Raw genomic sequence first — 20152 nt, forward strand, 5'->3', positions numbered from 1 at the left:
CTGGGCGCCACCATTCCCGCCAAACTGACTGACACCCGCAGAGCCACCGCCGCCCCCAGCGCCGCCCCAGATGGCGGAGACTCCTGGCGCACCGCCATCCCAATGAGCATCGACGACACCGCTCTGCACAGATCCGCCGGCATTGCCAGCGCCGCCCGCTGCCGTCAGCAGCGCACCGAAGCTGGTAGCTCCGCCCGCACTGCCGAGGCCCACCGAGGTGGCCCCAGCCCCACCCGCGCCGATGGTGACGGCCACGGAAGAGGGCAAATCGCCGAGGCGAAACACCTGCTCGACGAAAGCGCCACCGCCGCCGCCCGATCCGGCAGTGATATTATCGCGCTCCCCACCGGCACCAGCGCCCCAGGCGCGCACCCGCACCGGGGTGTCATCGCTGAGGCCCGCAGGCTTGCTCCAGGTGCCGCTGGCGGTGAACTCCTGCCAGTCAAAGGGGCTGGCCGCGCCGACGCCGCCCGGCAGGTCGGAGGTGATCAGGAAATCCGATCCCCGGTAGGCCAGCTCGATGATGTGCCCGGCGGACAGCTCGCCGCCGGTCAGCGCGGCGCCGGAGGCATCGAGCACGGGCACCGCCCCGCCGCCGGCGATGTTCAGCGTCACCGCGCCGGTGTTGGCGGCGGCGCAGATCAGGGCGTATTGCGCGGTTTCGGTGAGCGGGTCGGCGGTTTCACCCGCGGGCATCGAGGCCGTGATGGCATCGCCGGTGCCGCCCACGCTGGTGAGCGGGATGGTGGCATAGCCGAAGAGCCGCTCCAGCAGCCCGGCGATCTGATCCATGTAATCATCGCCGGTGATCGCGCCAACGGTGGTGGATTTGTTGATGTTGAGGCTCATGCGAAGATCTCCGGTGCTTCATCCTTGCAGGTCAGCGTGAATTCGAGGCCCGCGCGGGGGCGGATGCCCATGACGATCATGCGGCGCAGCACCCGGGCGGCAGGCCCCACCACGGCCATCACGCCCTCGGCCAGGTCTTCGCCCGAGATCGGGGTGGCCAGCGTGAGCGTGCTGGTGGTGCCGCTGGTGCCCGTCAGCGTGTGGGTGGTGATCGAGCCATCGGTGCGGCGCAGCGCCACCGCCGAGACCACGCCCACCAGGTGCATGTCTTCCACCGCGTGCATGTCGGCCACGGCGTGCATGTCATCCTCGAAGAGCACCTCCACCTCGGCGTCGAGGTCGATCTCGGTCACCTCGCCCGCGCCGTTCTCGGCCCAATTGGCCACGCGGGCCGCGCCGGTGCGGCGGGTGATCACGTCCTGCTCCACCCCGATCAGCGCGCCCCGGCGGCAGAGGATGGCCATGGCCGGGGCGGCGAAGCTGTAGGTGGCCGCGCGCAGGCGGGTTGACAGCAGGTCATATTCAGCCCGCGCGCGCACCTCCGCCTCGGTCACCAGCCCCTCATAGGTCACCTGCTCCAGCTCGCCGCCACGGGCGCTGTCGGGCACGGTGATCTGGCGCGCCTCGAAATCGCGCGCGACATCGCGGAAGTTGACAAGGAAGCCATCGGGGCGGCGGGCCAGCACCTTCTGCATCCGGAAGTCGCGCATGTTGCGCGCGGTGAAGATCTGCACCGGGGCCTCGGCGCTGCGGTCATAATCCCGCATCACGCCCCAGAGATCGGCCATGGTGGGCCGGGCATAGCCGCAGGCGGCGATGAGGCTGGCCGCCCCGCTCACCGACATATCCTCGATTACCGCGTTCACCTCCTGCCCGGCGGCGGCGCAGGCGGTGCGCCAGGCCACCAGCCCGGCGTCGTCCATCACGGCGGCAGGCACGGCGGCGCGGTTGAGGCGACCGGCGAAGACATCGCGCAGGTGCGGTACGGGGTTGGCCGTGGCCACCAGCCCGCGCCAGGCGCTGCCATCCCAATCGGGCACCAGCCCCGAGGCGAGGCACGAAAGCTCGCTCACCGTCCGCGCCCGCGCCTTGATCGCGATCAGGGCGAGGTCATCGGTGGGGGCGGGGTGTTCGTTCCAGATGCTGGCAAAGCGCATCAGGTAGCATTCGTCGCTCACCTCGGCGCGGCTCTCCACGATCTTCTGGCCGCCGTCTTCCTGATAGCCGAAGAGATCCCAGACCACCCCCGACACCTCGTAGCTTGAGGCGCTGTAATTGGAGTCCCGGAAGGGCGCGCCGCGCAGCAGCTCCACCTCGTAGCGGCCCTTCGGGTATGTGGCCGTGTCGAGCGCGATCACCGCCTCGAAGCGGTCCAGCGAAACGTGCTCCAGCCCCGTGCTGCCCAGGTTGTTCGAATCCATCCAGGTGTCGCCCGCGCCATCGTGGAAGTAAGAGGCCGCCGCGCGGGTGGTGGTGGCCGGGGCCTCGGTCTGCCCCGGCGAGGTGGTGCGCGCCTCCACCCAGCCGCCCGAAGCCGCGGCGGCTGGGGTAAGGGTGGCGTCATCGGTCCAGACAAGGCGGATCACGCCGCGCCGGGTGGCCAGATCGGCGGCCTGGTAGTGCAGCTCGGGCAGCTCCACCCAGTCATCGGCGCCCACCTGCCGGATACGCAGGCGGAAGGGCACGCGCATGTCCTTGGACACATCGGCGCTCTTGTGCAGCCCGCCCTGGAAGGCGAGCTGGATCTGCGCCTCATCGGGGGCCTCGCGGGTGGCGAGGATCCGCGTCTGCGGCAGCGCGTCAGAGAGGGCACCAGACTGGCTTTCGAGCGTGCGGTTGTCGCTGTCGGCCACCGTGTGCTTGGACAGCGGCTCACCGATGCCGGGCGCATGGGCCTGCCGGGTGACAAGGCTCAGCGGCGCATCGCCGGGGCGGCCCTCGCGCACCTCGAACTCGATGCCGGCGGCCTGGGCGATGGGCGCACCATCCACCCGGATGTCGCTGAACGCATGCGGCCCGGCCAGCCCCACCACCGCCTCCACCACCTCATCGTTCCCGTCGAAATAGGTGAAGGGCGGCGTCATATGCGGCGGAAACAGCCGCCGGGTGCCCGCCACGCGCGGAATCGGGCCGTTGGGCTCGATGAGGTTGCCGCTCACGCTGGCCGGGCCGCTGGCCTCCCGGTCATAGCTGCCCTGATCGGGGATCGCGGGCGTGGGGCTGAGCCCGCCGATGATCTGCTGGCCCACCAGCCCCACCACCCCGGCGGCCAGGTAGGCCCCGGTACTGCCGGCGGCAAAGGCCGAGCCGAAGCCGATCTTCGTCAGCGCGCCGCCCGCGATGCCCCCGGTGAGCGCGATGAGCGCGATCGAGGCCACGGCGGCAAACACCTTGCCGCCGCCATCGTCGCCGCCCGCATGGGGCAGGAAAAAGCCCACCTCGACGCGCGCGCCATTCGGCAGGGTGGCCTTGGGCCGCACCTGCCCCCAATACGCGCGCGACACCGGGTGACCGTTCAGCGCGATCACGCCGCGCGCGGCAAACCCCTCGGGCAGCTCGGGCGTGGCCGCGACCATCTCGGCCAGGCTCGCCCCCTCTATCTGCTGGCGCACCACGGGAAAGCCCGCGTGGAAGGGCGCGCGGTAGGTGGAAAGAACGGTCACAGGCTCACATGCCTCCGGTATTCGATCAGGCGGGGCACGGCAGGGTGGCCGATGGGGGCCACCGCCGCGCCAGTCGCAGGCAGGGTGTGCAGCACGCGGGCGCCGTCGATCATCACGCCGCAATGGCCGGGGCGGGCCAGCGCGCCGCGCGAGGGGCGGCACATAACCGCAACATCGAAGGCGCGGGGGGCCTCCACCACGCGCCAGCACTCGGCAGCACGGCCCGCGTCGATCTCGGCCTCCATCCGGGCGCGGGCGGCGGCCATGGTCTCAGAGCTGCCCTCTCCCGCCCGCCATGCGGCCAGGGCGCCAAGATAGGCCGCCGAGGTCTCGCCATAGGCGGGCAGGTCCAGCCCGCACTGTTCGGCCAGGACACGGGCCACCAGGCCCCAGCACTCCAGCTCGCCAGGGCCGCGCCCGTAGGGGATGCCCACGTAGGCGCCCCACCAGTCGCTCACTTGAAGTGCCCCGGGCAGCGCGCCTCGGTGGCGCGGATGTAGGGCCAGGGCTCGCCGTCGATGTCGCGCAGGGCGATGCGGGCGCGTGCCTCGATGGCCGTCACCTCCACCTCGGTGATCTCGAAGCCCGCGAAGGCGTAGATGCTGGCCGGGGTGGTCAGCTCTTCGCGCGGCTCCACCGTGAGGTCGAAGTCCGCCGAGCTGCAAATCTCCACCGCCACCTGCGGGCGGGCGTCCAACCCGTCGATCGCCAGCCCGATCTCGCGGGAGATGTTCTGCACCGTCAGCTCGCCCTGCCCGGCCCGCTCATCCTCGCTCAGCGGGGTGAACTCGAAGGGCAGGCCGGTGAAGAGGGCACCATCCCGGTCATAGTCCACCACGTCATTCACCAGCCGCAGCGGCGTGGCAAGCGAGGGGTGCGAGATGGTCAGGAAGCAGAGCAGCGCATCGGGGCTGTCGGCAGCCTCCATCCGCGCCAGCACGGCCTCGGGGATGTCGCGCGTGGTCATCCGCGCCGCACCTTCTGCACGGTGGTGCCGGTGCGGGCGCGGCGCTGCGCGTCAAACCGGCCCTCGTTCTCGGCATCGGCGATCACGGCAATCACCATCTCGCGCCCATCCGGGCCGCGCTCGCGGCGGGTTTCCACCGGAGCGCCGCCGCTGCGCTGGTCGATCACCTGCACCACGGTGCCGCCGCCCTGGCCACCACCGCCCAGGCCCGCCGCATTCACCCCGAGGCGCCCGCGCACGCGCGCCAGCGGCAGGATGCCCTCCGGCCCAGCCTCGCCCATGAGGCCGGTGGCCCCCCGCATCGGGAAGACGGTGGGCGCCGAGACGATGCCACCCGTCGCAAAGGGCACCACGCGCCCGCCAGCGAAGGCGTTGCCCTTGGCGTTGGCCACCAGCGGGATGGTGCCGCCCGCGCCGAAGATCGAGGGCATGAGGCCCGCCAGCGCGCCGAAGATGCTCTTTTCCAGAACCATCGAGAGCAGCGCATCGGTCAGGCGCTTCACCGCATCGGCGGCAGAGCCGGAGCCGCTCACGATGGTCTGGAACAGGCCGGAGAAGGCCGACTTTACCGTGCCCGCGATCTGGCTCACGCCCGTGCCCGAAAGCGGCTTGATGACCTTCTCGGTCACGCCCTTCATCGCGCCCTCGGCCAGCGGCGCCCCGCCCTCGATGCCAAGCTGAAGGCCTTCCATCAGGAAGTGGCCGATCTGCTTGAACACGCGGGAGGGCGATTGCACACCAAGGGCCGCCTTTGCCGCCGAGGTGACGCTGTTCATTTTGTCGGCGATGCCCTGGGTGACGTTCTGCCAGGCCTCCTCGATACCCCGCGTGAGGCCCGCCACCAGGTCACGCCCGAGCTGGATAAAATCCTCCGGCCATTGCGCGACGGCCAGCTTGATCTCTTCCCACTTGGCGATGAGGGCCTGCTTGACCCCGTCCATGCTCATGCTGAAGCGGGTGCCGATGGTGTCCCACTGGTAGAACAGGTTGGCCGGGGCGAAGTCGCCGCGCGCGAGGTCGCGAATACCCGTCCATGCTGTCGAAAAGGCGTCTTTGTGCCCCTTCCAGATGGTGCCCAGCACCTGCGCGTGGGCCGTCCATGTCTGCTCGATGGCGCGCACCGTCTCGGGCGAATACTTCTCGGCCTCGCTCTTCAGCGTCTGCAGGGCGCTGACGTGCACCGCCTTGATGTCGCCCCAGAGGTTGCGGAAGAAGCCGCCGAGCCCGTCCCAATTGCGATAAACGTAAGTGCCGATTGCCGCGATGGCCCCGATGGCCGCCACCACGGCGGTGATGGGCCAGATCACGGCGGCCATGGCCCCGAGGGCCGTGGTGAGCGAGGCGATGCCGATGGTGGCAAGCCCGAGAAAGCCCAGCACCGGACCACCGATGGCCGCCATCGCGCCGAACACCACCACGCTTTTCTTGATGGCAGGGCTGAGATCGGAAAACCACTTCACGGCCTTGGAGGCGGATTGCACCAGGGGCACCAGGAAGGGCACGATCTGCTCGCCCAACTGCTCCTTGAGGTCACCCACGGCGTTGCTGAGCTGCTTCATCGCCCCGAGCGGGGCGAGGGCCGCAGCCTCGGCCTGCCCCCCGAACTGGCGCTCCAGCTCATCGAGCATCAGGCTCTGCGCCTCGGCCACCTTGCCCGTCTCCACCAGCGACTTGATCACTGCCTTCTGATCTTCGGAAAAGGTGATGCCCGCACGGCTGAGCGCGGAAAGGCCCGCCACTGGATCGTTCAGCGCCTTGCCCACCTGGAGCGAGGCGCTCTTTAGGTCCATCTTCAGCAGGGTCGAAACATCGAGGATGGCCTTCTGCGCCCGGTCGAACTCCTTGCCGGAGATCTGGGTGAAGGTCAGCAGCGGCGCGGTGACATTCCGCAGAATATCCTCATCACCATAGGTGCTGATCTCCTGCAACCCGCTGGCGATGCGGAAGAGCTGATCCGCAGACTTGCCCGAGGCCCCGCCTGTCGAGTTGAGCACCTGGCGCACCGAGTCTTCCGCCTGCTTCTGAATGTCGAAGAGCTTCACCGCATCCTTGCCGAGGATGGTGAGCGGTGCGGTGATGCCTGCGCTCATGCCCAGCCCGACATTGCGCATGGAGCGGCCCGCGCTGCGGGCCATGTCGTTCACCGTGCGCAGCGCGCCCTTGATCCCGCCAAGCTGGGCCTTGACGGTGCTCATGGCGGCGCCCGTGCGCGGGTCGGCGGTGATCGGAAACTTGATGCCCTTGATCATTGGCCCTGCCTCATCTGCTCATCCTGAAGCTCAAGGAAGGCGAGGCAGATGTTGATCTGCTCCACGCTCAGCCCGGCCTCGATTTCATGGGGAAACTTCTTCAATGCGAAGGCGAGTTGTAGAACGCCAATCGCCTCCGCATCGCCCCTCAGTCGTTTTTTGCGTCGCCCTCGGCGGCGCCATCGTTGTTCACGATGCCGATGATCCGGATCATCTCGTTGGCATCGGCACCGCCCTGGAGCGCGGCCTTGGTCTCGGCACTGTCATCGAAGATGCGCTTGCCCTGCGCATCGAGCGCGCAGGCGATGAACTGGCGCATCACCAGCTCTTCGTGGTCATCCGAGGCCACACCGCGCCCGATGTCGCGGCGCTTGGCCAGCGAGAGCGGGCGGAAGTAGAAGGTGCAGCCCCATTTTTCCGAAGGCACCTCCTTCAGCGGGGCGTTGCGGAAGTCGGCGGTGATGGCGTCGAGGATGGAGTTGGGCTGGGCAGGTGCGGTCATCGCGGGGCAGTCCTTGTCTTGGGTGAAAAATCAGGGGTGCGGCCCCGCCTGCGCGGCGGGGCGCGCGGGCGGCGTCAGGCGACGGTGGCGCTGGAGAGCGCGCCGTTGCCCATGAAAGACACCTTGCGCGTGGCCTCCGAGCTGTAGCCGGTGGCCGCGCCGATCTCGGTGATGGTGCAGGTGCCGGTGAAATACTCCTTCCCGGTGGTATCCCCCTCCGAGTAGGCCTCGATGGTCACGCTGTCGCCCACCGCCAGCGCGGCCTGGCCGGTGTCTTCATCGTCGCGCAGGCAGTTGAAGCTGCCGTTCCAGCTCTTCTGCGTGGCCTCGTGCGAATTCCAGGCATCCCCGGCGGCGGTGAGGTCCACCGTCTCCGAGGTTTCAGTGATTTCCCAATCACGGCACCCGTCGATGAAGTTGCTGTCCAGCTTCACCTTGAGGTTCTTTCCCGAATGGCGCGCCATGGCGGCCTCCTTTGCTGCTCGGTGTGGTCAGTTGGGGGTGCCCTCGGGCGTGTAGAACTCCGCCTCGAAGGTCATGGTCAGAGAGCCCACGCGCTTTTCCGCGCCGCCCTCGATGTTGAATTCGGTCGTACCCAGGCCCCAGAGCTGCACGCCTGGGGTGGCCTCCAGGATCGGCATCACCAGAGGCTCGATGGCGGCGGCGATGTCGTCCAGATCGTCTTCCAGGTCATCGCCGCCGCTCATGCGGTAGAAGACGGTGACATAGGGGTGCCGGGCCACATGGGTGCCGTCGATCTCGCGGGTGTCTTCCCGCGCGATCCGCACCGTCATCTCCGGCAGCTCTTTCCCGCCGCCCGCCTGCGCCATCGCGGGGCGGTAGGTTGCGGCGGGAAACTCGGCTTCGAGCGCCGCGCGCAGGGCAACCCGCAGCGCCTTGCGATAGCTCACTTGGCCTGCGCCTCGGGCTTGGCCGCCTTGGCGGTCACGGGCTCGGCCTGCCCCATCTGGCGCAGGTCGCGCGCCTCCTGCGGCGTGGCGTCAAACTCGCCACCGCGCGCAACCGCCTTGCGATCGAGGCAGCCGGGTTTGCCCTTGTTGGCGGGCAGGCTCATCAGGGCGCGCATTTTCACGGTTTTCGTCATTCGATTTCCTCCAGGGGAAAGGTCCAGAAACGGTCGGCGGCGGGCGAGCCCGAGGGCTGGGCGCCGGGCTGCACCCGGTAGCTCTTGCCGTTGCCGGGCTCGATCACGTCGCCCTCTTCGAGGGTCAGGGCCACCGGCTCGGTCACGGCCAGCGTGGGCGTGATCCAGCGCAGCTCGCCGAGGTTGTCCTCGCCCGGCAGGTCCACCGGATCTTCGCGGAAGACGCCCTCGATCTCGGTGGCCATGCCCGCGCCGCCATCCGGGGTGTGGGTGACGACACCGCCGAACACGCCCGAAAGCAGCCCGGCCATGCCGTCAAAGAGGCTCGTCACGCGGGCGGGCCTTAGCGCGCCGCGCCGTCGAGCAGCACCGAGCCGGTGGTGTCACCGGAGCCCGCCGCCGCAGCCGCCACGCCCGCGAGCGTGTTGCCCGAGGCAGAGGTGGTGAAGTTGGAGTTGCCGCTGCTCCAGTAAAGCAGGGCCCCCACGGTCCAGGCCGAGCCGGTGGCCTTGGGCACGCCGGAGAAAACGCCGGTGCGCTTGATCTGCACCGTGTCGCCCGAGCTGGCCGCGCCGGTGGCGATGCCAAGGAGCTTGCCCACCTGCACCGGCTCGCCCGAGGCGACATCGGCAGGGGCGGTGACGCCGATCACGTCACCATGTTGAACGAAGTTATCCATTTGTCTGTCCTTTCGGAGGAAGGGGAGAGAGGCACCACGAAAAAGGGCGCCCCCGCTATGGGGGCGCCCCGGTCAGTCCATCAGCGCCGGATCAGGCGCCGGCGTTCTTGTAGAGCGTCTGGTAGGCCAGCGCCTTGGCGGCAACGTCGATGCGCACCTTGAACTCGGTGCCGTCGCGGTTCCACCCGGTCTGCTGATCGAGGAAGGGGGTATCAACACCGTCGAGGTAGCTGACTTCGATCGCATCGTGCATCGCCGGGTTGGCCGACATGAACCAGGCATTGCCGGTGATCCGCGCATCGAAGATGGGCTCCACCATCTTGTAGGCGGTGTTGGCCGCCCGGCCCTGCTTGGTGGTGCCGCTCTTGGCGGTGTCATCCGGCGCATGCTCGCTGTTGAGCGTCTGCAGGATCGCCGAGCGGTTGGCGTAGCCCGAGATCACATAGGCGGGGCGAATATTCAGGGTCGCCTTGCCGCTGCGGTCCGTCTGGGTGGCCATCGCGTTGTAGGCCGCGTTGAAGGTGGCCTCGCTGGGCGCACCGCCCGAGCCCGCCAGGTTGCCGTGATCGGCGTGGAAAAGCTCCACTCCATCCGACATCACGTGGCTGGCGGTGAAGACCAGATAGACCAGGTTGCCAACCGTGCGCCTGGCGCCGCGGCCCATGCGCAGCGGCACCTTCGAGAAGGCATCGAGATCGTCGTTGATGATCGCCTGCCGGGTGAGGCCGAACATCTTGCCGTAGGTGGCACCCACCACCGTCTCTTTGTGGTCGTCGATGGTGCCATATTTGAACTCCCCGTCTTCCGGCACCTCGGTGAGCGTGTCGAAGGCGTCGATCTGCACCCTGCTCGTCGGCTTGAAGTCGCTGAACATCCCACGCGAGGTGAACTGGGGAAAGGTCTCTTCGGCCTCCATCCAGCCCTTCAGCATCGACTTGTTGGCCACGTTCTCCAGGATGTTCCCGAAGTCGGTGGTGCCGTGGTAGCCGCCCGCCAGCGAGGGCTGGAAGGCCGCCGCCACCATCTCCATCCGGCTGCCGGTGAAGGTCAGGTTGCGGGCGGTCAGGGTGTGGCGGGCAAGCTCGGCCAGCGAGAAGCTGGAGAACTCGTTGCGCTCGCCGCCCTCAAGGCCAACCTTCGCCAGCAGCGAGGCCTCGATGCCCTTCATCGAGCGGTCCACCACGTCGCCGGTCACCACGGCGGCGCCCACCTGGTTGCGGATCTCGCCGCCGTCATTCGCCGCCTCGGCCTTCTTGTCGAGGATCACATCATAGGCCTGCTCAAGGCTCGTGCCTTTCTCGATCAGCTCGGCGGCGAGGTTGGCAGGCAGGCCCGCCTGCTGCACCTTGGCGGTGATCTTCGAGGCGCGCGTGCGCTCGGCCTGCGCAGCCGCATCGGCGGCGGCATTGGTGTCCTGCTCGGTGGCAGGGGGTGCCTTCTGCTCTTCGGCGTCCGGCTGGGTGAGAGTCTCTTTCGACATCTCTTTCTCCTTGGTTGAGGGGCCATCGGCCCCGGTTGCGCAGCCGGAGCTGCAATCGGCTTCCTCGGCCTGGGCCGAGGGGTGTTGGCGATAGGTGATGGGACGAAGCACGGCCTGGACTGACGGGGCCAGCGGTGAGAGCGGGCCATGATGCACAAGGTTGTCCATCGCACCGGCCTCCGCGCCATGGAGGATGTCAGCCAAGGCGGCGGGCACCTCCTGCACGTTGCCAACCCGCGCCAGCGCCCGCGCAAAGCCCGGGCCCGCCGCCGCAGGCAGCGCCGCCGCCGTCGCGGGCGGGTTCAGCGCCTCCACCAGCTTCATGAACGCGGGCCGCGCTTCCGAAACCTCATCGGCCAGCCCGGCCTGCACCGCCTTCGGGCCAAGGAAGGTCGCCGCCTCGGTGGCCAGCGCATCGGCCAGGCTCACCCGGCCCCGGCGCCCCGCCTCGACATGCTCGGCAAAGGTCACCCGAAGCGCATCGCATTCTTCCTCGATCCGGGCGCGCACCGGCTCGGGCAGCGCCTCGAACGGGTTGCCCTCCACCTTGTGGGCGCCCGAGTGGATGAGCGTCACCTTCACGCCCTGCTGCTTGAGCTGGGCGCTCATGTCCACATGCATCGTCACCACCCCGATGGAGCCTGCGAGGCCGAAGGGCGGCACGGTGATCCGGTCGGCCTGGGCGGCGATGGCATAGCCCGCCGAGAGCGCATATTCAGCCAGGAAGGCGTGCACCGGCTTCAGCTCGCGCGCCGCCCGGATCTCGCCGCACAGCCCCCACACCCCCGCCGCTTCTCCGCCGAAGCTGTCGATCTCCAGCGCGATGGCCCGCACTTCCGGGTCTTCCGCCGCTGCCCGGATCTGCGCCGAGAGCCCCTCGTAGGAGGTCAGGCCCGAGCTTTCGCCGATGTAGCTGCCCCGGCGCACCAGTGTGCCCGTCACCGAGATCACCGCCACGCCCTGGTAATTCAGGTAGCCGCCCCGTTTCTTCACCGAGCGGTAGAGATCGTCGCCGATGATGGTGGCACCGGGCCGGGGCTGCTCGAAGTCGCGGGCCTCGGCCTGCGGCGCGCCCACCACGTCCAGCGCCTCGCCGCCCAGCAGGCGGGGGCCGAAGGCCTGGGCAATCACCGCCGCCTTCTCGGGGCAAATGAGGTGCGGCGTGTTGAACATGCGGGTGGCGATGTTCATTGCATTCGGGGCCATGGGTTACTCCTCGGTCTCGGTCTGTTTCGGGGCGGCGGCGGGCGCAGGCGCGGGCAGCGCGCTGCGCTCCTCGCGGATCTCCGCCTCCACCTTCTCAGGCTCTTTGCCGCGCTCGCGGATCTTCTCGCGGCGGCTGGCAAATCCGGCGGCCACCTCATCGGCATCGGCCTTGGTGTCCTTGCCCGGGTCCACCTGCGGGCGGCGCGGCGGCGTCCAGTCGATCCGGTAGGCCGTGGGCGGAATGTCGGCCATGTCCTGCACCGCCTCGGCCATCCAGGCCTCCAGCCCGCGGCAGACGCGCCCGATCATCATGTTGCGCTGCCAGTCGGCGATGTTCGGGTCGGTCGCCATGCGCCCGGCGCGGTGCGAGGTGTAGTTGACGCGCCGCAGATCGCCCGAAAGCTGCTCATAGGTCAGGCCCATCGCCGCCGCGATGGTGCGAATGGTCTGGGCCATGAAGGGCTCATAGCCATCCACGCTGGGCGGATCGGTAAAGATCACATCCTCGTCGTCCGGGATCTGGATGATCGCACCTGCGCTCATCGCGGTGTCGCCGAGGTCTTGTGGCTTTTCCGTCTTCCAGAAGGCGGCGAACTGCGAGGCAACCTCCTGCCGCTTCACCTGCGCATCCTGGTACTTGTGGAGGTCGTGCAGCAGCGTGATCACCGGGGCAAACCAGCTCATCCCGCGCTCCTGCCCCGGGCGCATCACGTCGAAGACGTGGATGATGTTCTCAGCCGGGATCCGGCGCGACTTGGGCAGCATGCCTCGCGCCCCGCCCGGGTGGTGCTCATAGATGTGATAGGCCACGCGCTGCCCGATCGGGTTGAACTCGATGCCCTCCACGGCAAAGCGCCCGTTGCCGAGGTCGCCATCCACCTGCGCGTCGAGGAAGTCCGCCTCCAGCACCTGCACCTGGAAATTCAGCGGGTGCCCGTCCGATGGGCGGCGAAACCGGCGGCGCAGCAGCACCTCGCCATCGCCCACCACCGTGCCCGCCACCAGACCCTGCATCGAGAAGAGGTTGAGGTTGCCGCCCGCGTCGATGTGGCGGCCCTCGATGGCATGGGCCTTCCACAGCCGCTCCACCTCGGCCTTCAGCTCGGCCTCAAGGCTGCCCTCCACCTCGGCGCCCTCCACGTGCACCGAGGGCACGATGCCCTGGCCGACGATGCCGTTCATCAATTGGCGCTGCGCCCGGCGCGCCACAGGGTTGTTGCGCAGCATGTCGCGCACCACGAAGCTCAGGCTCTCGCGGTCATAGCGCCCGGCCAGCACCGCATCGGTGCGATTCCGGCGAAAGTCCGCGCCGCGCGCGCCGCGCCCCGTGCCATCGTAATGGGCGGCCAGGGCCTGCCCCCGGTGGTAGGCCACCATGCTCGCCTGACGGCGCGCCGCCCAGGCGGGCGAGATCGGGGCGATGAGATCGTTCAGGCGCGCGGCCAGCGGGCGGCGGGGCTTGCTCATCAGCGCCACCCCGTCTCGGTGCGGATGGTCTGGAAGGTGGCCGGGATGCTCTCGCCCAACTCGCGCTTGATCCGGGTTTCCAGCCGCTGCATTTCGGCAAGTGTGCGGAACTCCACCCGCTCACCGCCCACCTGAGCAACCTTCAAACCCTTGGCCATGTTCCTCTGAAGTTCGGTCAGGTCGGCTTGCGTATAGGCCATGGTGATCCTCAGAACAGCCGCCGGGGCGGCGATTTCGGTTTCGGGGCGGGCGCCGCCTCGGGCAGCGCCCCCGCCTCCATCTTCACGTGCTGCGGGTTGGCCTCCCCCTCCGCCGCCCAGGCGGGGGGCGAGGCCCAATCGGTGATCTTCATCATGCCGAGGTGTTCGGCCACGGCGCGGGCCTGCACCGAAAGGTCGAAACCCTCGTTGCGCAGGTGGCCGCGGCGTTTTTCCCATTTCTTGTCGCCGCGCTCTTCGGCGACGAATTCGGCGCGGCCTTCCTCGGCCATCCATCCGGGCACCACCAGCGCACCGGCGCCGCCATCGGCGCGGGTGAGCATCGCGGCCACGGTGTCTTTCACCCGGTCGGTGGCGATGTTCAGCAGCTTGATGGCGCGGGCCTTCTTGCCGTCATGGCCGCGCTCGGGGCTGGCATACCAATGCCGCGCCTGGAGCCGCCATCCGCCGTGGCCCCGGGTCAGGAACCACCGCTTGCCCTCGCCTGCCTTGCGGCGCGCGCGCCAGAAGGCCTCGGCATTGTCCGACACGCCCGGCGAGCCCTGGAAGTCCACGGTGCAGGCCACGGGCCGCAGCCCCCAGCCCCGGCCCTCCACCGGCCAGACGCGGGCGGCGAGGCCTTCGAGCACCTGCCAGTCGGCCAGGTATTTCGGCGGCATTATCCGGCGGCTGTTGCCCTCCGTATCCCGCTCGGCGTTCGGCGCCCCCTCGGGTGGCCGGGTCAGGTCGAAGCGGTCCACCACCTGCGCCCGCCCGCCCTCGCCCCAGGCCGTCACCTGCACCGGGAAGTAGGTATCCTGCACGTCCACCGACACGGTGATGAACCGCGTCCACTCCGGCGCCGTGCCCTTGGGCGTCTCATGCGCATGGGCGGCGAGGAAGGCCTCGGTCAGCGCCTCTTCGTCTTCGCTGCGCGGTCGGGCGAAGGGCAGGCCCACATCGGTGTAGATGACCTTCGCGTATTCGCTCCAGTCGCCCATCGCCTCCGCCCGGCGGCGCTCTGCCTCAAGCCGGGCCACGATGTCGGCCCAGCTCGCGAAGGTCGCCGCCGCGCCGTTCAGCGCATAGGAGGCAATCGGGCTCTGCCGCCGCGCCGCATCGTCCAGCGCCACCACCCGGCCATCGCTGGCCTCATGCCGCCAGCCACCCCGGCCCTTCAGGATCGCCCGGTTCAGCTCGGCCTTGTGGCGGTGGCCGATCAGGCTGCCGCAATGCGGGCATTCCATCTCGGCGCTGGCCCCCGCCGCGCCGGGCTCCAGGTCGGCATCGTAGTGCAGCCGGTCGATGCGCGGCTCAAATTCCTCGCCGCAATCGGGGCACTCCCAATAGAGCCTTGCCCGCGTGCCCTGGTTGTAGAGTACCGCGATGCCATGGGCCGTGGGCGGCAGCTCGTGCGGAGCCTCCGCAGCGGGCCGCCAGCTTGTGTCGATCACCGGCCAGGCCGGGCTGCTCTCGGCCAGGACGCAGCCCGAGCTGCCCGCCTCCTTGATCCGGTTGATCGCCAGGCCGAAGGGTGAGCCTTCCGGGTTTTCCTTGCCGCCCAGAAGCTGCGGGTGGTGGTCGTAGTCGGTCAGCAGCACCATCCGGTATGTGCCGCCCGAGAGAATGCGCGGCGTCGGGATCCCGATGAGCAGCCGCATGCCCTTGAAGCGCTTGCGGCTGAAGGTGCTGTCTTCCCGCGCCGGGCCGAGCCGCTCGGCCAGCGCCGGGCTGTTCAGGATCATCGGATCCAGTTTCTCTTCCACCCAGATGTCGCGGCTCTTGCCGTCCATGTGCACGATCAGCACGGTCGAGGGCTTCACCATCACCGCGTGGCCCGCCACCGTTTGCAGCAGCACCGTCTTGCCGGTCTGCGATGGCCCCATCAGCGCCACCGCCTTGAAGAGCCGCGATTGGGTCACATCCGCAGGCTCCACCATGTAGGGCGTCACCTCCCGGTCGAAGGTCTGCCAGGTGCCATTCGAGGGCACCTTGATGTAACGCTCGGCGGCCTCGGTCACTGTCAGCCGGGCCGAAGGGGCCAGCAGCGGCAGCGCGTCGGCCAGGCAATCCTCCGCCTTTGCATAGGGCGGCAGCGGCGGAATGTCGGCGGCACTGCGCAGGCGCGCATCGGGCATGGTGATCATTCGAGCGGCAGCGCCTCCTGCCCGCCCGTCATCGCCACCACCTCGCCGGTGCCGCGTGTCAGCTCTTCCAACTGCTGGCGGCAGTCGTTCAGCGCCTTGCCGCAGCGCGCCTGGAGCCGCTCCACCTGCTCAGGCGTGAGCCCGAACTCGCGCTCGGCATAATCCGGCAGCGCCTCCAGCGTGTTGACCATCAGCACCATCATGCTCTCGAAGAGCGCCCGCACCCGATGCGCCCGCACCAGCTCGCCCTGCTGCTCGGCGGTGCGGTTGCGCTTGTAGGCGGCGTCAGACAGGCGCTCGATTTCCAGCGCCGAGAGCCCGGCGAGATCGTCCCCCTCATCGGCCCCGATGAACTGCATCGCCAATTGTGAGGCCGCCGCCTCCGCCGCGCCTCGTGCCGCCGAGGCCTCCGCCTCCCGGGCCATGCGCCACGCGTAGCAGTCCCCGAGCTGGAAGGCATACTCGCGGCCATTGCCACCCTCCTCGAGCACCGGCATGCCGGCGCCGATCCACTTGGTGATCGTCGGCTCCGACACCGCCAGCGCCCGGGCGATTTGCGAGCGGTTGACAACAACGTCCTCGACGCCATCAGGCAACGGATAGAGGGCGCGCGTCTTCCACCCCATGGTCCGCGCGAGCACGCTGCCACCCTGCTCAGCGGTGGGCGCAGGGCACAGGCCCTCCGCCCAGGCAGCGAGGACGGCCTCAGCGCCGAGGTATTTAACCGGCGAGGTCAACTTTGACTCCCGCCACCTTTTCCAGGCGCGCCTCAACGGCCCGAGCCAGGCGCTCTACCACTGCATCCGGGTCAGCACCGAATTCTTCGGCAATCTCCGGGCCAACCTCTTCGGCGAAACGCATGAACCCCTCACGGAATTGTCGCGCCAACAGCCGCACATGGGCCTCCGCGGCCTTCCTGTCGACCAGCGCGCCCTGCAGTTTCTTAAGCTCGATCGCCTCTTTCTGCGCGGCAATGGCATCCCGCACTGCGCGGGGGTTCGAGGCGTCGGGCTGAATGGACTCATCTTGCATTGATCATCGCCCTCACGCTGCCGCCCGCTCGGCTTCACGGGTCGCCCGAACGGCCTCAAAGCCTTCGCACTCACCCAACGTGGCGAGCCGGCCCGTTGCCTCCTGCCAGCGCCGCACGATCACGTCGCAGTAGCCCGGATCCAGCTCCGTCGATCGACCGACGCGGCGCGTCAGCTCGCATGCCATGATGGTGGAGCCGGAGCCCCCGAAGGGATCGAGCACCACCGCGCCAGGGCGAGTGCTGTTCTCCAGCATCCGCGTGATGAGGTCGGTGGGCTTCATCGTCGGATGCACATCGTTGCGGCGAGGTCGCGCCACCCGCACCACCGAGCCCTCGAGCATCGACAGGCTAATGTCAGAGCCCGACACCACCAGCGTCTGGTCGCCCACGTCAACTTGGAGCGTGCCATCGGGCAGGGCGCGCACGGCAGGTGTTTCCTCCCACTCGAGCACGGTGGTCTGCGCGCGGCCCCCAAACCACGAATGCGCAGCGCCAGGCTTCCACCCATAAAGGATAGGCTCGTGGCGCCACTGGTAATCCGATCGGCCCAGCACCAGCGACGGCTTCACCCAGGCGAGGCATCCGGAGAGTTTGAACCCAGCGCCAGCAAAGGCAGAGCGGAAGGCCAGACCCTCGGTGTCGGCATGAGCCACATAGATCGCGGCCCCGTCCTTCATCGCGGCGAAAAGCGCATCGAAGGCCGCCCGGAGGAAGGCCTGAAACTCCTCAGCGGCGAGGTTGTCATTCGCAATCGAGCCGGCGGCGGTCTGATAATTCACGTTATAGGGCGGATCGGTCCAGACGGCGTCAGCGAGACTGCCACCCATCAGACGCTCCAGCGCCTCGATCGAGGTGGCGTCACCGCAGAGCAGGCGGTGCTCGCCCAGCACCCACAGATCGCCGGGCTGCGTCACCGGATCATCCTCGAGATCCGGCACCGCCTCCGGATCCCCCGGCAGCACCACGGGCTCATTCTCAGCCACACTCGCCAGCAGGGCCTCCAGCTCCTTCTCCTCAAAGCCCAGGAGATCCAGCGAAAAGCCCTCGGCCTGCAGCGCAGCAACCTCCTGCGTCAGCCGCTCCTCATCCCAACTCGCGTTTTCCGCGATACGATTGTCAGCGATGACCAGCGCGCGCTCCTGCGCCTCGGACAAGTGCTTGAGCCGCACCACCGGCACCCGATCGAGCCCGAGGCTCTCGGCGGCAGCAAGGCGCCCGTGCCCCGCAATGATGCGCCCCGACGCATTCACCAGGATGGGGTTTGTAAACCCGAACTCGGTGATCGACGCGGCGATCTCAGCCAACCTGCCCCTCGGAGTGAAGTCGGGAATTCCCCTCGAACCGCTCCAGATCCTTCAGGGCCATCTGCTCGATTTTCATTCTGATCTCCATGCCGCGAACAGCACAACAACAACAACCCCGTGAGAAACCACGGTTTTCTCTCACTCCCTCAAAACCAACGGGGCGCGAATTACCCCCGTGCGGCGGGGGCGAAGGAAGGACCCAAGGGCCTATCGGGCGGTGGCGAGGGCCTGTTCGAGGCGGCGGAGGAAGTTTCGCTCGATCCTCGCCAACGCACGGCGCTCGGCCACATGGTCGAAGCGCAGCCGGGGGCGATACTGCGCCTCATCCTCGAAGGCCACCAAAAGGTTCGGGGCCGCATTGCGCCGCCCCTTGCGACTGTTGCGCTGGTAGATCCCGGGGCGCAGATGCTTGGTCTTCGGATCGCTCTTGGAGGCCACGAAGACATCGGGGCGCTTCAGCATCCGGGCCACCGCGCCGCGCGGCATGTTGCCATACTTGTTCAGCCGCTGGCCCACCGGCACCAGGATGGCCCGGCCCTTGGGGCTGCGGCGGCCACCCTCCACCTGCAAGGCCAGATAGGCGGCCTGAATATCCTTGAAGCCGACGATGGCCGTCAGCTTGCGCTTGCTGGCGCGGCTGACGAAGAGCCCGCGCCGGGTGAAGGGCGTGGGCCGGTCCAGCGCCTTGGCCAGCTCGGTCTCTTCGGCGTCCTTCACATCGGCGGCGGTGTCGTTCAGCGCCATGGCCGTGGCGAAGGGCAGTTGCGAGCGGGCGAAGTCGGACATCTGCCGCTCGAAGGCCGCGATGTTGTCTCCGATGTTGATCACGATGGCCGCCTCTCGAACTGGATGCGGGCCTTCCACCCGCCCGGAGACCGGGGCCACCATCGCGCCTCGTGCGCCCAGTGGCCAGCTATGGCCGGGGTGCCGGTCTCTTTCCCCTTGGTATTCCTGCCCTGCCGCCTTTTGGGTGCGGCGGCTTCGACTGCGGTCATGCTTGAGGCCTGAGCAGCTGCCTCCTATGTCCGCCGCAGCGGCCCGCCCTCTCCTTCCTGGCACCGTTCCCATCGGTGAATACGGTTCAGAGCGGATGCGGCTTCGTGTTCTTCACCAGGAAAGCCGCCCATCCCAAACGCGAAGCGCCCGGGGCATCTCTGCCTCGGGCGCTCGTGTGGTGCTGGCACTATGTCTAGCCCCCTAGATGATTCGCTGTCAACACCTTGTGTATTCCCGGCCCCGCCACGGCTGAAACGGCGGCATCTCATCGGTCAGGCGAAAGGCGGTGAGCCCGCCATACACCTGAAAGCTGGTGCGCAGGGTGAGCAGGGCCATGCACCAATCGAGCCAGCGGCGGCGGGCGGCGGCGATGGTTTCGGCGCGCACCGGCCAGTGGCAGGGGGTGAACAGCACCGGATCGAGGTGCAGCCGCCCCTTGCGGGAGACGCGCCGCACCGCAGGCCAGCCTCGCGCGCCAAGGCACGCCGCATCCGCCGTCACCGGAAAGCGCCCGTGCCGGTTGGTGAACCACTCCACCGGCTCCAGCCGGGGGCGCGCGCCGGGCATCCAGTCGGGCTCTGCGCCCTCGCGGGCCAGCTCGGCGATCCAGATGGCCATGCGCCGCCCGCCGTTGGCCTCGGGCAGGGCCGCCACGGCGCTGGCCACGGTGTCGGCATCGGGGTGGATGGCGCTGCGCCCGCCGCCATCGACCTGGCAGCCAAGGCGCGCCCGCTCGATGAGGATGAACTCCATGCCCACGGTGCGCGGCGGGTTCACGATGTCGGCGGCGGGGCCGAAGTCCACGCTCGCCCGCTCCACCCGGAAGGCCCATTCGAGCAACTGGCGGATCGAGACGGCGCGCGGCGCGGCGCGGGTGCCCGGCATGCCGCCCCGGGCGCGGGGCATGTGGCGCGAGGCCGGGCGCGGGGTGTGGAGCCGCTCCGGCAGCGGCGCGGCAGGCGGCGCCGGGCGCGGCTCAGGCGTGAGCCGGGTCACGCCGTTCTCTCGCTCGAAAGCCTCAATCGCCGCCCTCTCTGCTGCTGTGATCCCTTTACCCATTCTCACCCTCTCAAGATGTTGTGGCTTTTCGCCCTTGTTCCACCAATTGTTGATCCTCCGTTGTTTTTTATGGGAGGCATGGGAGGCAACAGGGGGAGAGTGGGAGGCAGAAAGCCGCATCCACCGAAGACGTAAGGCCCGAGAAGGAAAGGATAAAACCAACGCCGTGGGAGGCATGGGAGCCTTGGGAGGCAGTTTGCAGGGTTCGCCTAGAAACGACTTGCCGTCACCCCCAGCCCTGTCTCTTAT

General features: G+C 68.6%; 19 protein-coding genes and 1 pseudogene. All 20 read right to left on the reverse strand.

Translation table 11 applies throughout. The annotated features are described in order from the left end of the window. Positions 1 to 849, reverse strand: a pseudogene (locus DYI42_RS19495) (hypothetical protein); the annotation flags it as partial. Further along, positions 846 to 3512 (reverse strand): hypothetical protein, encoded by a 2667-nt coding sequence (locus DYI42_RS19500; protein WP_213548232.1) that lies wholly within the window; start codon positions 3510 to 3512, stop codon positions 846 to 848. The pseudogene DYI42_RS19495 and the gene DYI42_RS19500, both read right to left, overlap by 4 nt. Continuing rightward, positions 3509 to 3970 (reverse strand): hypothetical protein, encoded by a 462-nt coding sequence (locus DYI42_RS19505; protein ID WP_213548234.1) that lies wholly within the window; start codon positions 3968 to 3970, stop codon positions 3509 to 3511. Before DYI42_RS19505 ends, DYI42_RS19500 begins: the two co-directional genes overlap by 4 nt. After that, the gene (locus DYI42_RS19510; protein WP_213548236.1) at positions 3967 to 4479 is read right to left on the reverse strand and encodes a DUF1833 family protein; all 513 of its coding nucleotides are present in this window, start codon (positions 4477 to 4479) and stop codon (positions 3967 to 3969) included. Before DYI42_RS19510 ends, DYI42_RS19505 begins: the two co-directional genes overlap by 4 nt. After that, positions 4476 to 6728, reverse strand: a complete 2253-nt coding sequence (locus tag DYI42_RS24745) for a phage tail length tape measure family protein (protein WP_213548238.1) — start codon at positions 6726 to 6728, stop codon at positions 4476 to 4478. The genes DYI42_RS19510 and DYI42_RS24745 overlap by 4 nt, the downstream gene beginning before the upstream one ends. A gap of 148 nt (positions 6729 to 6876) precedes the next feature. After that, the gene (locus DYI42_RS19520) at positions 6877 to 7230 is read right to left on the reverse strand and encodes a hypothetical protein (protein ID WP_213548240.1); all 354 of its coding nucleotides are present in this window, start codon (positions 7228 to 7230) and stop codon (positions 6877 to 6879) included. A 74-nt stretch (positions 7231 to 7304) separates the two neighbouring features. Beyond that, positions 7305 to 7694 (reverse strand): phage tail tube protein, encoded by a 390-nt coding sequence (locus tag DYI42_RS19525; RefSeq protein WP_213548242.1) that lies wholly within the window; start codon positions 7692 to 7694, stop codon positions 7305 to 7307. A gap of 27 nt (positions 7695 to 7721) precedes the next feature. Beyond that, the gene (locus DYI42_RS19530; RefSeq protein WP_213548243.1) at positions 7722 to 8141 is read right to left on the reverse strand and encodes a hypothetical protein; all 420 of its coding nucleotides are present in this window, start codon (positions 8139 to 8141) and stop codon (positions 7722 to 7724) included. Continuing rightward, on the reverse strand, positions 8138 to 8335 hold the full coding sequence (locus DYI42_RS19535; RefSeq protein WP_213548244.1) for a hypothetical protein: 198 nt from the start codon (positions 8333 to 8335) through the stop codon (positions 8138 to 8140). Before DYI42_RS19535 ends, DYI42_RS19530 begins: the two co-directional genes overlap by 4 nt. Beyond that, on the reverse strand, positions 8332 to 8667 hold the full coding sequence (locus DYI42_RS19540; RefSeq protein ID WP_213548245.1) for a head-tail joining protein: 336 nt from the start codon (positions 8665 to 8667) through the stop codon (positions 8332 to 8334). The genes DYI42_RS19535 and DYI42_RS19540 overlap by 4 nt, the downstream gene beginning before the upstream one ends. Before the next feature lie 11 nt (positions 8668 to 8678). Continuing rightward, positions 8679 to 9014, reverse strand: coding sequence for a DUF2190 family protein (locus DYI42_RS19545; RefSeq protein ID WP_213548246.1), 336 nt, complete (start codon positions 9012 to 9014; stop codon positions 8679 to 8681). Between the two features lie 91 nt (positions 9015 to 9105). Next, complete coding sequence (locus DYI42_RS19550) at positions 9106 to 11700, reverse strand: S49 family peptidase (RefSeq protein WP_213548247.1); 2595 nt, start codon at positions 11698 to 11700, stop codon at positions 9106 to 9108. A 3-nt stretch (positions 11701 to 11703) separates the two neighbouring features. Beyond that, entirely contained in the window at positions 11704 to 13167 is a 1464-nt protein-coding gene (locus DYI42_RS19555) for a phage portal protein (protein ID WP_213548248.1), read from the reverse strand. Next, positions 13167 to 13367 (reverse strand): phage head-tail joining protein, encoded by a 201-nt coding sequence (locus tag DYI42_RS19560; protein ID WP_213548250.1) that lies wholly within the window; start codon positions 13365 to 13367, stop codon positions 13167 to 13169. The genes DYI42_RS19555 and DYI42_RS19560 overlap by 1 nt, the downstream gene beginning before the upstream one ends. 8 nt (positions 13368 to 13375) lie before the next feature. Further along, complete coding sequence (locus tag DYI42_RS19565) at positions 13376 to 15511, reverse strand: terminase gpA endonuclease subunit (RefSeq protein ID WP_213548252.1); 2136 nt, start codon at positions 15509 to 15511, stop codon at positions 13376 to 13378. Then, a complete protein-coding gene (locus DYI42_RS19570) occupies positions 15508 to 16248 on the reverse strand; it encodes a terminase small subunit (RefSeq protein ID WP_213548254.1) in 741 nt (246 codons plus the stop codon). Before DYI42_RS19570 ends, DYI42_RS19565 begins: the two co-directional genes overlap by 4 nt. Continuing rightward, positions 16232 to 16543, reverse strand: coding sequence for a hypothetical protein (locus DYI42_RS19575; protein WP_213548256.1), 312 nt, complete (start codon positions 16541 to 16543; stop codon positions 16232 to 16234). Before DYI42_RS19575 ends, DYI42_RS19570 begins: the two co-directional genes overlap by 17 nt. A 12-nt stretch (positions 16544 to 16555) precedes the next feature. Continuing rightward, entirely contained in the window at positions 16556 to 17848 is a 1293-nt protein-coding gene (locus tag DYI42_RS19580) for a site-specific DNA-methyltransferase (RefSeq protein WP_213548258.1), read from the reverse strand. Positions 17849 to 18055: 207 nt separating this feature from the next. Then, on the reverse strand, positions 18056 to 18736 hold the full coding sequence (locus DYI42_RS19585; RefSeq protein ID WP_213548260.1) for a hypothetical protein: 681 nt from the start codon (positions 18734 to 18736) through the stop codon (positions 18056 to 18058). Positions 18737 to 19060: 324 nt separating this feature from the next. Continuing rightward, a complete protein-coding gene (locus DYI42_RS19590; protein WP_213548262.1) occupies positions 19061 to 19903 on the reverse strand; it encodes a hypothetical protein in 843 nt (280 codons plus the stop codon). Positions 19904 to 20152: the final 249 nt, after the last annotated feature.

Origin of the sequence: Vannielia litorea, assembly GCF_018424695.1 — a bacterium.
In the GTDB taxonomy this organism is placed as follows: Bacteria; Pseudomonadota; Alphaproteobacteria; order Rhodobacterales; family Rhodobacteraceae; genus Vannielia; species Vannielia litorea_A.